Source organism: Lysinibacillus odysseyi 34hs-1 = NBRC 100172, assembly GCF_001591965.1.
GTDB lineage: Bacteria > Bacillota > Bacilli > Bacillales_A > Planococcaceae > Lysinibacillus_B > Lysinibacillus_B odysseyi.
This window is the reverse complement of record NZ_BCVX01000013.1, coordinates 100,351-114,125: the sequence shown is the minus strand read 5'-3', so window position 1 is coordinate 114,125 and position 13,775 is coordinate 100,351. Positions and strand designations below refer to the sequence as shown.

10 protein-coding genes and 1 other annotated feature are annotated in these 13,775 nt (G+C 42.7%); of the genes, 9 read left to right on the top strand and 1 reads right to left on the bottom strand.

Annotated features, from left to right (window positions below; all coding sequences use genetic code 11):
- The first annotated feature begins 89 nt into the window (after nucleotides 1–89).
- The 8 genes from BOD01S_RS19135 to BOD01S_RS19100 all read left to right on the top strand — a co-directional run bounded on the left by BOD01S_RS19135 (nucleotide 90) and on the right by BOD01S_RS19100 (nucleotide 10,213).
- Nucleotides 90–401, top strand: coding sequence for a post-transcriptional regulator (locus tag BOD01S_RS19135; protein ID WP_036156617.1), 312 nt, complete (start codon nucleotides 90–92; stop codon nucleotides 399–401).
- A gap of 260 nt (nucleotides 402–661) precedes the next feature.
- Nucleotides 662–2,929: a protein translocase subunit SecDF gene (gene secDF / locus BOD01S_RS19130; RefSeq protein WP_036156619.1), complete on the top strand. Its 2,268-nt coding sequence runs from the start codon at nucleotides 662–664 to the stop codon at nucleotides 2,927–2,929.
- Nucleotides 2,930–3,084: 155 nt separating this feature from the next.
- Nucleotides 3,085–5,415, top strand: a complete 2,331-nt coding sequence (recJ, locus tag BOD01S_RS19125; RefSeq protein WP_036156621.1) for a single-stranded-DNA-specific exonuclease RecJ — start codon at nucleotides 3,085–3,087, stop codon at nucleotides 5,413–5,415.
- Between the two features lie 13 nt (nucleotides 5,416–5,428).
- Nucleotides 5,429–5,941, top strand: a complete 513-nt coding sequence (locus BOD01S_RS19120; RefSeq protein WP_036156623.1) for an adenine phosphoribosyltransferase — start codon at nucleotides 5,429–5,431, stop codon at nucleotides 5,939–5,941.
- Between the two features lie 207 nt (nucleotides 5,942–6,148).
- Nucleotides 6,149–8,341: a RelA/SpoT family protein gene (locus BOD01S_RS19115; RefSeq protein WP_036156624.1), complete on the top strand. Its 2,193-nt coding sequence runs from the start codon at nucleotides 6,149–6,151 to the stop codon at nucleotides 8,339–8,341.
- A gap of 20 nt (nucleotides 8,342–8,361) precedes the next feature.
- Complete coding sequence (gene dtd / locus BOD01S_RS19110) at nucleotides 8,362–8,805, top strand: D-aminoacyl-tRNA deacylase (protein WP_036156625.1); 444 nt, start codon at nucleotides 8,362–8,364, stop codon at nucleotides 8,803–8,805.
- Nucleotides 8,806–8,865: 60 nt separating this feature from the next.
- The gene (locus BOD01S_RS19105) at nucleotides 8,866–9,069 is read left to right on the top strand and encodes a DUF2642 domain-containing protein (protein WP_036156627.1); all 204 of its coding nucleotides are present in this window, start codon (nucleotides 8,866–8,868) and stop codon (nucleotides 9,067–9,069) included.
- A 250-nt stretch (nucleotides 9,070–9,319) separates the two neighbouring features.
- Nucleotides 9,320–10,213 (top strand): manganese catalase family protein, encoded by an 894-nt coding sequence (locus BOD01S_RS19100; protein WP_036156629.1) that lies wholly within the window; start codon nucleotides 9,320–9,322, stop codon nucleotides 10,211–10,213.
- A 119-nt stretch (nucleotides 10,214–10,332) separates the two neighbouring features.
- Here the strand turns inward: BOD01S_RS19100 and BOD01S_RS19095 are convergent, their stop codons facing one another.
- Nucleotides 10,333–11,874, bottom strand: a complete 1,542-nt coding sequence (locus BOD01S_RS19095) for an SH3 domain-containing protein (RefSeq protein ID WP_036156631.1) — start codon at nucleotides 11,872–11,874, stop codon at nucleotides 10,333–10,335.
- A gap of 241 nt (nucleotides 11,875–12,115) precedes the next feature.
- Nucleotides 12,116–12,349: a binding site (T-box leader), on the top strand.
- A 144-nt stretch (nucleotides 12,350–12,493) separates the two neighbouring features.
- On the opposite strand from BOD01S_RS19095, the gene hisS reads away from it, so the two are divergent.
- Nucleotides 12,494–13,759 (top strand): histidine--tRNA ligase, encoded by a 1,266-nt coding sequence (gene hisS / locus BOD01S_RS19090; RefSeq protein ID WP_036156634.1) that lies wholly within the window; start codon nucleotides 12,494–12,496, stop codon nucleotides 13,757–13,759.
- The last annotated feature ends 16 nt before the right edge of the window (nucleotides 13,760–13,775 follow it).

Below are 13,775 nucleotides of genomic sequence, written 5' to 3'. Positions count from 1 at the left end.
CGCAACCCTTTCTCTTTTTAAAAGTTTCATATACAATATTTGTATGCAACTGCACCTGCCATTAAAACTAACGATTAGGGGTGGATGAAATGACGGTTCCTTACGAGGCGCTTTATAACAAAGTGGATATTATTTTGCAGAGCAAGCTAGAGGAGTTTCATTTATATGAGTATGATGCTATTACAATGGAACAGTTATGGGTGTATTGCGTTGAAAAAAAATGGCGGAAAAAAGTGATTGAAGAGCTTCCGCTGTATGAAATTGTTTCCACCATTTTTTCCATTACCCCCTCAGAATTATGGAACTACACGCAAGTTAGTAATCTGAAATCTTTTGACGGCCTTGTGGAAATTAATATGGAAGAGCTTGAGGAATTACTAGGAACGAGTAAAGTAAAATAGAATTCTAGTAAAAATTTGGTCATCTGTTGGAAGTTCATTTGACAGCGGACGATGTGTGACTCATAATAAGCTTATTGCACGTTTCTTTTACATTTTTTTCTGATAACCAAAGCCACCCTTCCTTTTATAGGGATAGGTGAAGTAAGGAAAAAATATAGTTTGGCAGCGAGTGGCTACTGCTATAGAAGTAAAGGAAAGGGCGCATATTGTTTGCGCTCTTTCTCGTGTGCGTCAGCATACATTTTGAGGAGGATTTACAGATGAAATTAGCAAACCGTATCATTACGTTTATACTTGTAGTTGGATTGCTATTTGCAGGTATGAGCACGACGGCAAAAGGAATTCTGGAAGACGTAAAGCTTGGGCTGGATTTACAGGGCGGCTTCGAAGTATTATACGAAGTCGAATCACTTGTTAAAGGTCAAGAGGTAACACAGAAAGTCTTGACGGATACAACGACGGCTTTAGGAAACCGGATCAATGCATTTGGTGTTAGTGAGCCAAGCATCCAGGTAGAAGGGAAAGACCGTATCCGTGTGCAGCTTGCAGGACTCGATGATCAGTCATCTGCACGTGAGCTGTTATCAAGTACAGCTGAGCTTACATTCCGTGATGTTGATGATAATGTATTGTTAGATGGAACGGACTTAAAAGAGGGCGGCGCAACTGATTCATTTGATCAGCAGAATCAACCGATCGTTACTTTGACATTAAAAGATGCCGATAAATTTGCGGAAGTAACACGTAAAATTTCAGCACGGCCACAAGGTGAAAACTTATTGGTTGTATGGCTCGATTTTGAAGAAGGCGTCGATTCTTATAAGGCTGAAGCTGCAAAGGCTAAACCGAAATTTGCATCTGCAGCTACGGTAAATGAAGTCATCAATTCAAAAAATGTTCAAATTTCAGGTAACTTTACAGTAGAAGAAACAAAAAACCTGGCAAGTGTTCTTAACTCAGGTTCTCTGCCTGTTAAGTTAACAGAAAAGTACTCGACATCTGTAGGTGCACAGTTTGGTAAAGATGCATTAAACGATACGGTATTTGCCGGTATTGTCGGTGTTATCGCTATCTTTATCTTTATGCTGCTGTACTACCGTCTGCCAGGATTTATTTCTATTATCACGTTGACGGTATTTACGTATTTGGTGCTTGTCGTATTCAATGGCATTAACGCTGTCATGACATTACCAGGGATTGCGGCGATTGTGCTTGGAATCGGGATGGCAGTGGATGCTAATATCTTAACAGCCGAGCGTATCCGGGAAGAACTGCGTGTCGGCCATACGGTAAAAGAAGCATTCCAGCTGGGCTCAAAGCAGTCATTGTCGGCAATCATCGATGCACAGCTGACAACATTGCTAGCTGCTGTCGTCCTGTTCTTCTTTGGGACAAGCTCTGTTAAAGGGTTTGCGACAACATTAAGTATTTCAATTATTTTATCATTCGTTACAGCTGTTTGGGGTTCTCGTATTTTACTAGGCTTACTTGTAAACAGCGGCTATTTCAATAATTCGGCATGGTTCGGTATTCCAAAATCGAAGCAGCATAAACCGGAGGAAGGAATTTCGACGCTGGATCTTTCTACTAAGTTTGACCGTTTAGACTTTGTACACAACCGCAGAAAGTTCTATGCTTTTTCGCTGGTAATCTTACTGGTCGGTTCAGCAATCATCGGTATTTACCGCCTGAATCTGGGGATTGATTTCTCAAGCGGTACGCGGGTTGATATTCAATCAGATGAGGCGCTTACAAAAGGGCAGGTTGTCGAATATTTAGACTCTATCGGCTACGCAAATGAGGATGTCATCATCTCCGGAGAGGAGAAAAAGATAGCTGTAATGCGCTATAAAGATGACTTCACACAGAAAGAGATTGCAGACTTCAAAGCAAAGGTCAAGAAAGACTACGGACATGAGCCAAACGTCAGCACCGTGTCGCCGACAGTCGGTAAGGAACTTGTGAAAAATGCTATTAAGGCGCTTGCAATTGCTGCGCTCGGTATCATTATCTATGTAGCCATCCGTTTCGAATGGCGTATGGGTGTAGGAGCCATTGTATCCTTACTGCACGACGTGTTCTTCATCGTGGCGGCGTTCAGTTTGCTGCGGCTAGAGGTGGACATCACATTCATTGCAGCTGTACTGACAATTGTCGGTTATTCAATCAATGATACAATTGTAACGTTTGACCGGATACGGGAAAATGTGGACCGTTCTGAAAAGATTACAACAAAAGAAGAGCTGGCGTTGATCGTCAATAAGTCTCTCCGCCAAACAATGGGACGCTCTGTTAATACCGTATTAACGGTTATCATTGTAGTTGTTGCCTTGATTGCCTTTGGGGCACCATCCATCCAAAACTTCTCGATTGCTCTATTAATCGGTTTAGTAACGGGGATGTACTCATCTATCTGTATCGCGGCACAAATTTGGTATTCATTAAAGTCCCGTGAAATGAAGAAAAAAGGGACTTCGGTTATGAAAAAAGAAAAGAAACAATGGGGTTCAGACGAGCCTGTCGTATAAGAGGAAAAGTGTACCGGAGTGATTCTGGTACACTTTTTTCATGCGCTGATTTTCTTAAGCAGGCACGAAACAAGTTCTTCTTCTAGAAATCTATTCGTATTCTTCCTATTTAAAAGAAAAACTCGTTATAATGGACTTCATAAGGAAGTGAGAGAATGATTGAATCAACGAAAAAATGGATTGTCCAGCGCCCTGACCAGGAGCTTGTTCAGCAGTTACAAAATACGCTGGGCATTTCTGCAATTGCAGCAAAAATCCTCGTTGCCCGGGGGTGTACAACAGAAGAACATGCAGCATCATTATTAAAAATAAACGAAGCGGACTTTCATGACCCTTTTAAAATGCACGGCATGGAGCAGGCGGTCGAGCGGATTAACCGGGCGCTTGAGAAAGGCGAGAAAATACTAGTTTACGGCGATTATGACAGCGACGGTATTACAAGTACGACCGTTATGCTACATGTCCTGCTGGATTTAGGTGCGGATGTCGATTTCATGATTCCTAACCGCTTTACGCATGGCTATGGACCACATGAGGAGTTGTTTAGGCAGGCCTATGAAAGTGGGGTACAGCTTATTATAACGGTCGATAATGGCATAAGCGGAGTAGAGCCGATCCGAGTTGCAAAGGAGCTGGGAATGGATGTCATTGTGACAGATCACCATGAAGCAGGAGAAACATTGCCAAATGCCGATGTGATCCTTCATCCGCGTGTTCCGGAAGGCCACTATCCGTTCGGTGAGCTAGCAGGTGTCGGCGTTGCATTCAAGCTTGCACATGCGCTATATGGTGAAGTACCTGATCACCTATTCGAGTACGTGGCAATCGGCACTATTGCCGACCTAGTACCCTTAAAGGGGGAAAACCGTTATTTAGTAAAGCAGGGCATTAAAGCATTAAAAACATCTACAAGCCCATGGGTAAAGGCTCTTTGTGAGGCGGCGGGAACCAAGCAGAGGGAGATTAATGAGGAAACAATCGGTTTTTATTTTGGACCAAGGTTAAATGCTATCGGTCGTCTTGGTTCAGCGATGCCGGGTGTAGACTTTTTAATGAGTGAATCCAAGCAGCAGGCTGATCAATTGGCGGATGTACTGAATGAAAAAAATACTGAACGCAAGGACATTGTTAATACCATTACAGAAGAAGCAATTGCTATGATTGAATCGGATGAAACAATCAAAAACAGCCTTGTGCTTGTCGTTGCAAAAGAAGGATGGAATCCAGGAGTAGTCGGAATTGTTGCTTCACGTCTTGTAGGGGAATACTACAAACCAACCATTGTTTTATCGTTGGATCCGAAGAAGGAGACAGCAAAAGGTTCTGCCCGGAGTATTGAAGGCTTCCACCTTTATGACGAGCTTGCGAAAAACCGGGATATTATTCCGCATTTCGGCGGGCATCCAATGGCGGCGGGTATGACATTTTCGTTGGAATATGTGGATGAATTGCGAAGCCGTCTGCATCAGCAGGCGACACAAGTGCTCACAGAAGAGCAATTAGTACCAAAGCTGTATATTGATGTTCCAGTAGATTTAAGTGAAGTATCTGTAGAAGCGATTGAAGAAATCCGTAAGCTGGGTCCTTTTGGAACAGACTTTGCAAAACCCGTATTTGCACTCGAAAAGATGACCGTCTCCTCCATGCGCCGAATTGGCACTCAGGAGAATCACTTGAAAATGGAGCTGGAAGATACCTACGGGAAGATTGATGCTATTGGATTTGGAAAGGGATACTTATTTAATGAAATTTCTTACGGCATTGAGGTTTCTTTTGCAGGTGATCTGCAGATCAATGAATGGCAGGGGAAGAAGAAAGCCCAGTTTATGATTGAAGATGTGCAGGCCGAGGAATGGCAGCTATTCGATTACCGGGGAAAAAGCCAGACAGCCAACTGGTTATCAAAGCTGCCAATGGAGGAAACTGATTTTGCAGCTTTTCAGGGCAGGACGGTGGAGCAGTATTCAAAAATCATTGGACAGCCTATTAAGCTGATCGGTAATCGGGAAGATTATGAAAATCTGAAGACATTTGTCGTTCTGTTGGATATGCCGACGAATGTAATGCTGTTGGAAGAGATGCTGCAGAAGAAGCAATTCAAGCGTATTTATGCCCATTTTTATACACCGGACTCCCAATATTTCAATGGTATGCCAACACGCCAGCACTTCAGCTGGTATTACGCTTTCCTAAAGAAACGTCCGACATTTAACTTAAAAATGCATATTTCACAATTATCGCAACATATTGGACTAAATATTGACGTAATTAAGTTTATGACTAAGGTGTTTTTTGAGCTCGGATTTGTTAAAATAGAGAATGGTTTGACGACTGTTGTTGAAAATGCACCAAAACGTGCGTTAGAAGAGGCACCGTCATATAAAATGCGTGTAGCACAAATTGAATTAGAACAAAAACTCTTATATGCAACTTATACAGAACTCAAACAATGGTTTAATGAACGAATGAAGGGCTCTAGCTCTTAAGGAGGAAAACACATTGGATTTAAAGCAATACGTAACAACGGTGGAGAACTGGCCTAAAGAAGGCATCAGTTTCAAAGACATTACCACTATTATGGACAACGGTCCGGCCTACAAATATGCAACTGACCAAATCGTTGAATATGCAAAAGAAGTAGGAGCAGAAATCATCGTAGGTCCTGAAGCGCGCGGATTCATCATTGGTTGTCCAGTGGCTTATGCCCTTGAAATCGGTTTTGCTCCTGTACGTAAGCCTGGAAAGCTTCCACGTGAAGTGATCAGTGCAAATTATGGCCTGGAATACGGTCAAGATACACTGACAATGCATAATGATGCTGTGAAGCCTGGCCAAAAAGTGCTGATCTGTGATGACTTACTTGCTACCGGCGGTACAGTGGATGCAACAATCCGTCTGATCGAAAAGCTTGGAGGACAAGTAGTAGGCTGTGCGTTCCTGATTGAACTGACAGAATTAAAAGGCCGTGAAAAAATTGGAAATTACCCGGTCAAAACGTTAATCACATATTAATACATTTGATTGATCATTTAATTGAAACAACCGTGGATGAATGCAAACACTTGCTTTTGTCCGCGGTTTTTTTTCACAAAGTATTCAAATTTACCTATTGTATCCTACTAAAAACGAGTGTGTCTTTACAATGTATAGGAATTTTTTATACAATTAAGGTTATTACCATTCGAAGAGAAAATATTGATTACAAGGTGGACTAATTTTATGGCGAAAGAACAAATTTTAGCGCCCGAAGACGTCTTCGAGCTCGTTAAATCATATATGAATGATGAACATGTCGCTTTTGTCGTGAAAGCATACGAAGTGGCAAAGGAGGCACATAAAGAACAATTCCGCAGTTCTGGAGAGCCTTATATTATACATCCTGTGCAAGTAGCAGGCATTTTGGCAGATTTACAGATGGATCCGGAAACGGTTGCTGCCGGATTTCTGCATGATGTTGTAGAGGATACAGAGGTTTCCCGTGAGGATTTAGTACGGGAATTTAATGAAGAGGTTGCTATGCTTGTTGATGGCGTAACAAAGCTCGGAAAAATAAAATATCTGTCCAAAGAAGAACAGCAGGCGGAAAATCACCGCAAAATGTTCGTAGCGATGGCCCAGGATATACGTGTCATTTTAATTAAGCTTGCAGATCGTCTGCACAATATGCGTACATTGAAGCATTTACCTGCTGAAAAGCAACGCCGTATTTCAAAAGAAACGCTAGAAATTTTTGCACCACTCGCTCATCGTTTAGGAATTAACACCGTGAAATGGGAGCTAGAGGATACAGCACTGCGCTATTTAAACCCACAGCAATATTACCGGATTGTTAGTTTAATGAAGAAAAAGCGTGATGAGCGTGAACTGTATCTGGACAATGTCATAACAGAAATCCGGTCACAGCTGAAGGAGATGGAGATTGATGCTGACATATACGGTCGTCCGAAGCATATTTACTCCATCTACCGCAAAATGGCTATGCAAAAAAAGCAGTTTAATGAAATATATGATTTATTAGCGGTTCGTATTCTTGTTGATAGCATTAAGGATTGCTATGCTGTCATTGGAATTGTGCACACGCTATGGAAGCCGATGCCTGGCCGCTTTAAAGATTATATTGCCATGCCGAAGCAAAATCTATATCAGTCTCTTCATACGACTGTTATCGGTCCTTTCGGTGATCCGCTTGAAGTGCAAATCCGCACAAAGGAAATGCACAAAATTGCAGAGTACGGGATTGCTGCACACTGGGCTTATAAAGAAGGGAAAAACGTTGACAATAAACGAGAAAGCATCGATCAGAAATTAACATGGTTTAGAGAAATTTTAGAGTTCCAAAATGAATCATCGAACGCTGAGGAATTCATGGAGTCACTAAAATTTGACCTATTTTCTGATATGGTCTATGTTTTTACGCCAAAAGGAGATGTCGTGGAGCTCCCAGCAGGCTCCGTACCGATTGATTTTGCTTACCGTGTCCACTCGGAAGTCGGCAATAAAACAATCGGTGCTAAAGTGAACGGCAAAATGGTGCCGCTCGATACCCCGCTGAAAACCGGAGATATTATCGAGGTACTGACTTCTAAGCAATCATTTGGGCCAAGCCGTGATTGGATTAAAATTGCTCAAAGCTCGCAGGCAAAAAATAAAATAAAACAGTTCTTCAAGAAAAATCTGCGTGAAGAAAACATCGAAAAAGGCCGTGATATGGTCGAAAAAGAAATTAAAGCTCAGGAGTTTGATCTTAAAGAAGTATTAACATCTGAAAATATTAAGCGCGTCATTGAAAAATTCAATTATACACACGAGGAAGATCTCTATGCTGCTGTAGGAGTTGGCGGGATTACAGCGCAGCAGATTGTGAACCGCCTAGCCGAAAAAATGAGAAAAGAGCGTGAGCATGAGGAAGCTCTTGAAAAAATTGCGCGCGAAATGGCCAAGCCGGTAAATACGAAGCGTACAGAAACAGGCGTAGTAGTAAAGGGAATCGATAATTTGCTGATTCGTTTGTCCAGATGCTGTACCCCAGTGCCAGGAGATGAAATCGTAGGGTTCATTACAAAAGGCCGGGGAGTTTCTGTCCACCGTGCAGATTGTCCGAATATACAGGATGGGGAAACGTCAGAACGCCTTATTGAAGTAGAGTGGGAAAATGCTCCATCTCACCGTAAAGAGTACCCTGTGGATATTGAAATCTCTGCATTTGACCGTCCAGGAGTGTTAAATGATGTCATGATGGCTGTGAGTGAAACGAAAACAAATATTATGGCAGTGTCAGGGCGAGCAGACAGGGATAAAATTGCAACAATCCACCTGACTATTGCTATTACGAATATTTCAGGGCTCCATAAGGTAGTCGACCGGATTAAGCAACTGCCGGACATATACTCTGTGCAACGCGTTATTAATTAAAGAATAGAAGGTAGAGAAACATGAAGGTAGTGATTCAACGTTCAAAGCAAGCGTCCGTGACCGTAAATGGAGAAGTAACGGGTGCGATCGATAAAGGGTATGTATTATTGGTAGGAATTACACATACAGACACGGATGAGGATATTGCCTATTGTGCAAAAAAAGTTGCCGAACTTCGTCTTTGGGAAGATGCAGAAGGAAAAATGAACCACTCCATTCTAGAGGCAGGCGGCGATATTTTATCTGTATCACAATTTACTCTTTACGGGGAGACAAAGAAAGGAAGACGTCCCAGCTTTACAGGCGCTGCACGTCCTGAACAGGCAAAGCCACTATGGGAAGCGTTTAATGAAGCCCTGCGTGCGTATGGTCTGCGTGTAGAAACAGGTGTATTTGGAGCAATGATGGATGTCGCTCTTATAAATGATGGTCCGGTAACAATCATTATCGATTCTGCCAAGTAAACTTTTTTAATTCCACTTCATACAATAGGAGCGAGCGTGTACCTTGAAGGGGTGGAAAGTATGTCTATGCAAATATCGAATCCGTATTTATTTGAGACAGTAAAAGGCTTGGTCGGTCAGCAAATTGTCGTGCAAACCGGGAAAAATATTCAACAAGGGATTTTAACTTCTGTACTGCCTGATCACATTGTTCTGGAGATTTGTCAAACACCTTTCTTTATTCGAATGGATGAAATTGTTTGGATTACCCTAGCTAGAGTGTAGCTTTTTACAGGTAACACTGTCTCCTATTGGAGAAAGCGGGAGAAAACCTGATTGGATACATTTATTTATACGAGGAGACGGTTCGGACAAAGCTAATGTGATTCGCACTCTAGCTCATGTCTATCGATGACTATCTATGTCTTACAAATGAGGAAACAAAATCATATACGCCAAAGCGTAATAAAAAAGGATACGTAATAAGCATCTCTGTTATGTCATATGTTACAAAAGACAAAACGGAGGTGTTTTTATGTTTCAACGTGTCAATCGTCTGGCGATCGAGCTGCCCAATGTCGAATATGGCGATGCCAATGCGGCAAGTGCTGTACAGGAACTGCTGGGCGGGAAATTTGGCGAAATGTCGACACTGAATAATTATATGTATCAATCATTCAACTTCCGTGGGAAAAAAAAGCTAAAGCCATTCTATGACCTTGTTGCAAGTATTACAGCAGAGGAATTCGGCCATGTAGAGCTTGTTGCAACAACGATTAATCTTTTAAACAAAGGAAATTCTTTTACAGCACCACCTGATTTAAGCCCGCTGCAAAATGCCAAGAACTTGCGAAACACACAAAGCTTCATCGCAGCCGCTCAAGCTTCGATGCCTGTTGATTCAATGGGAAAACCGTGGAATGGAGAATTTGTAACATCAAGCGGCAATCTAGTGTTCGATCTTCTTCATAATTTTTTCTTGGAGTGCGGGGCAAGAACGCACAAAATGCGTGTGTATGAAATGACAGACCATCCGACAGCACGGGAAATGATCGGCTATTTACTAGTACGGGGCGGTACACATATCTTGGCCTATGCAAAGGCACTTGAAATGGTAACAGGCGTGGATGTAACAAGGATGCTGCCGATTCCCAATCTGGATAACCGGGTATTTGATACTGCCCGAAAATATGAGGACCGCGGGGATGGGCATGTTTTATTCACGTGGAATTATGTAGGGGACTATGAGGGCATCAAACAAATATGGAAAGGCCCGCATCCAACGACAAATGAGCCGCTTGTTGTAATAGAAGGGATGCCAAAGGGAGGCAAAGTACCGGAATTGGATGAGCTTCCGGAGGAATTTGCCCCTGGGATTGGCCCGGATGAATTCCAAATGATTGCGAAAAGGCTGATGGCAAATATGTAAAGGGCATGCTGACTTAGCATGCCCTTCAGAGTGGGGACAAAGTCTTTTTGCGACTTTGTCTTCATATGTTTTTAGATAATATGGCAAAAAGAAGATGTACCCAGCCTGTCCTTTTTTGTTTACAGCTGGGAATCGAAATAGTCGAGAATTCCCTCATAAATACCGAGTGTTGCCTGTTCACGGTAATAGTCTGTTGTGATGGACCGCTCTTCACTAGGGTTACTTAAAAAACCTAATTCTATTAAAATGGCTTTTTGGCGGTTTTCACGTAATACAAGATAATTCCCAGGCTGGACACCACGGTCACGAAGGGATACTTTCTTAGCGAGTTTCGCATGGACGTACTTTGCCAGCTCCTGCTGGTTACTATTTAAATAGTAAGTTGTAACCCCGGAAACTGCGCTATTTTCTGTGGCATCATAGTGAAGGCTGATAAAAGCATCTGCCTCTACTTGGTGAGAGATGGCAACCCGCTTCCGGAGATCCACATATACGTCAGATTCCCGTGTCATAATAACGTCAGCACCTGCTGCACGAAGTTTAGATTTCAGCATCTCAGCTGTTTTTAGTGTAATTCCTTTTTCATCTGTCCCTCTGCTGCCGGTCGTTCCATGGTCATTTCCACCGTGTCCCGCATCAATGACGATGGTTACGCCCTTGAGTGTACCGTTTTTTCTTTCGGCCGCTGTTCTTTTTACTGCTGGAGATTGCTGTTTAGTATCTGTTCCTGAAACAACCCAATTAGCAACATAAGCCGTTTTATTGCCGTTTACGGAAACTTTATACCAGTCACCCTGTTCTTCAAGTATGCGGTATGTTTCACCGGCATTTGCACGGTAAACAATAGCGGAGGATGTAGAAGCCTCCTGGCGAAGGTTTGTCCCTTCGTAAATAATCGTGACACTTTCGTCAGATGGCGAGGCTTTTGATGTGGATGATGGTGCTTGTTCGCCGAAAGAACCATAGAATTTGTAAATCCAGCCCTCAGTATTATTTTTGTATTGAATATGAACCCAGTTATTCGACTGTTCTAATACTTTGAACTGCTCCCCGCGGTAGGCTGAACCAACACGCTTGGATGTTAAATCTGCTTTCTTTCGTACATTCACCGCATCTACTGTTACAGTAAACATATTGCCTTCACTTGGTGCCTCAGCTATTTCCTCTGCGGCAGCTTTGGAAAGCTCCTTTACCGTCACATATTGGCTTGATACCCACCCTGTCGTTGTTCCATAATGAATTTGAATCCAGTCATTTTGTGACTTTATGTATGTGGCTTCATTACCTGAGGGTAACTGGGTCAGCACGGTTGAGGAAAGAGAAGGTTCTGCTCGTACATTTAAATGATCGACTTGAGAAATGATAACTTTTTGCGTCTGCTTACTTTCTGTCTGTACGTTTGCTTTCGTCATCCAACCAGCAATCCAGCCTTCTGTATTTCCGGCTTTGACATGGATCCAATCTCCCTCGTATTCAATTGTCGACACTGTATCCCCTTCTTTTAGCTTTAAGAGGATAGGGTAGGATAACCCTGGCCCTTCACGAAGGTTTAAAACTTCTGCAGCAACGACTAAATCGTCCCCTGCAGCATTGGAAGTGGTCGGCAATGCTATGGAAAAGATCAGCATACATACAATGATAATGTGGAATGCTTGTCTCATTATGCAGGCCTCCTTTCAACATAAATAAAGTATGTGTGTGTCGAAATAGGGTTACTACTACCATTGTAAAAGCAAGTATGTATTAAAATCTACAGTTATTTTAGCCAAAAAGAAATAATAGGAGATATTGTCTAAAGTAAAAGGAACCCGAATGCTCGATTTATGCCAAATGAGGTATTTATAATCAAAAAATAGTTGACAAGACAGGTATGCCACATTAAGATTATGTATAATCTAAAATGAAATGCTGATGATCAAGCAAGTAGTAAATACCAATGCTGATAAGAGAGGGAAAATCAAGGGCTGAAAGTTTTCCTGCAGTATGTATGATGCGAATAACACTTGGGAGGCTTTTTCCTGAAAAAACAAACGTTTAGTAGGGAAAGACGGAATCGGCCGTTATCCGATTACGAGGTGGATGCCATTGTGCATCAACTAGGGTGGAACCGCGGAAGTTACAGCTTTCGTCCCTTGCAATTAGCAGGGGGCGGGGGCTTTTTTTTATTTTTGCGATAGGAAAAAGCCTTGTCGGCAGGCACGACAACTGCCGGCAGTGTTACTTATCTAACAGCGCTCTCGTAACGAAACGCCATCTAAAACAAGAGAGGAAGTGTGATTCATGAGTTTTAAAGTACCTCGTGGAACGCAGGATATTTTACCTGATCAATCAGAGAAATGGCAGCAAGTAGAAAAGGTGCTGCGCGATCTTAGCCATGTGTATCGCTATAAGGAAATTCGTACGCCGATTTTTGAATCGACAGAATTATTTCAGCGCGGCGTAGGGGATACAACAGATATCGTTCAAAAGGAAATGTACACATTTACTGACCGTGGAGGCCGCTCGCTTACGTTGCGCCCAGAAGGCACAGCTGCAGCTGTACGTGCCTATGTAGAGCACAAAATGTTCGGCCAGCCAGATCAGCCTGTCAAGCTCTCCTATATCGGGCCGATGTTCCGTTACGAGCGGCAGCAGGCAGGACGCTACCGCCAATTCGTACAATTCGGTGTAGAAGCAATTGGTTCAGCAGACCCTGCCATTGATGCAGAGGTTATTTCATTTGCAATGGATATTTATAAAAAGGTCGGCTTGAAGGATTTAAAATTAGTAATTAATTCCTTAGGGGATAAAGAGACACGAGATGCTCACCGTACAGCGCTTATTAACCACTTTGAGCCGTCCATTGGTGAATTCTGTTCGGACTGCCAAAAACGTCTGGAGAAAAATCCGTTACGGATTTTAGACTGCAAGGTAGACCGTGAACATCCATTAATGGCAAACGCTCCTGCTTTAACGGACTATTTAACGGAGTATTCTGCTGAATACTTTACAAAGGTAAAGGATTATTTAGATCGTTTAGGTATCCCTTACGAAGTCGATCCAAACCTTGTACGCGGGCTTGATTATTACAACCATACAGCTTTTGAAATTATGTCTACCGCTTCCGGATTCGGTGCAATCACAACGCTTTGCGGCGGAGGCCGCTACAATGGTCTTGTGGAAGATATCGGCGGGCCGGATGCACCCGGGATTGGTTTTGCCCTTTCTATTGAGCGTCTTCTATTGGCTCTGGAGGCTGAAGGTGTTGCGCTGCAGGAAGATGATCAACTTGATATGTATGTCGTTGTCATGGGAGAAGCAGCAAAAGCAAAAGCAGTTGAACTAGTTAGCACATTCCGTGCAAACGGTATTTCTGCGGATATGGATTATGCGGATCGTAAAATGAAAGCTCAAATGAAAACGGCCGACCGTCAAGGAGCTAAATATGTCATCGTTCTAGGAGAGACAGAGCTTGAGGAGCAGGCGGTCAATGTGAAGGAAATGGAAACAGGTACACAGGAGAAGGTAGCCTTTGCTGAACTCGTGAATTTCGTATTACAAAAATAGATAGAATGAAGTTGGA

Excerpts from the sequence above, each read along its gene's own strand:
- BOD01S_RS19135 (WP_036156617.1), top strand. The coding sequence starts at position 90 with ATGACGGTTCCTTACGAGGCGCTTTATAACAAAGTGGATATTATTTTG.
- secDF (WP_036156619.1), top strand. The coding sequence starts at position 662 with ATGAAATTAGCAAACCGTATCATTACGTTTATACTTGTAGTTGGATTG.
- recJ (WP_036156621.1), top strand. The coding sequence starts at position 3,085 with ATGATTGAATCAACGAAAAAATGGATTGTCCAGCGCCCTGACCAGGAG.
- BOD01S_RS19115 (WP_036156624.1), top strand. The coding sequence starts at position 6,149 with ATGGCGAAAGAACAAATTTTAGCGCCCGAAGACGTCTTCGAGCTCGTT.
- dtd (WP_036156625.1), top strand. The coding sequence starts at position 8,362 with ATGAAGGTAGTGATTCAACGTTCAAAGCAAGCGTCCGTGACCGTAAAT.
- BOD01S_RS19105 (WP_036156627.1), top strand. The coding sequence starts at position 8,866 with ATGTCTATGCAAATATCGAATCCGTATTTATTTGAGACAGTAAAAGGC.
- BOD01S_RS19100 (WP_036156629.1), top strand. The coding sequence starts at position 9,320 with ATGTTTCAACGTGTCAATCGTCTGGCGATCGAGCTGCCCAATGTCGAA.
- BOD01S_RS19095 (WP_036156631.1), bottom strand. The coding sequence starts at position 11,874 with ATGAGACAAGCATTCCACATTATCATTGTATGTATGCTGATCTTTTCC.
- hisS (WP_036156634.1), top strand. The coding sequence starts at position 12,494 with ATGAGTTTTAAAGTACCTCGTGGAACGCAGGATATTTTACCTGATCAA.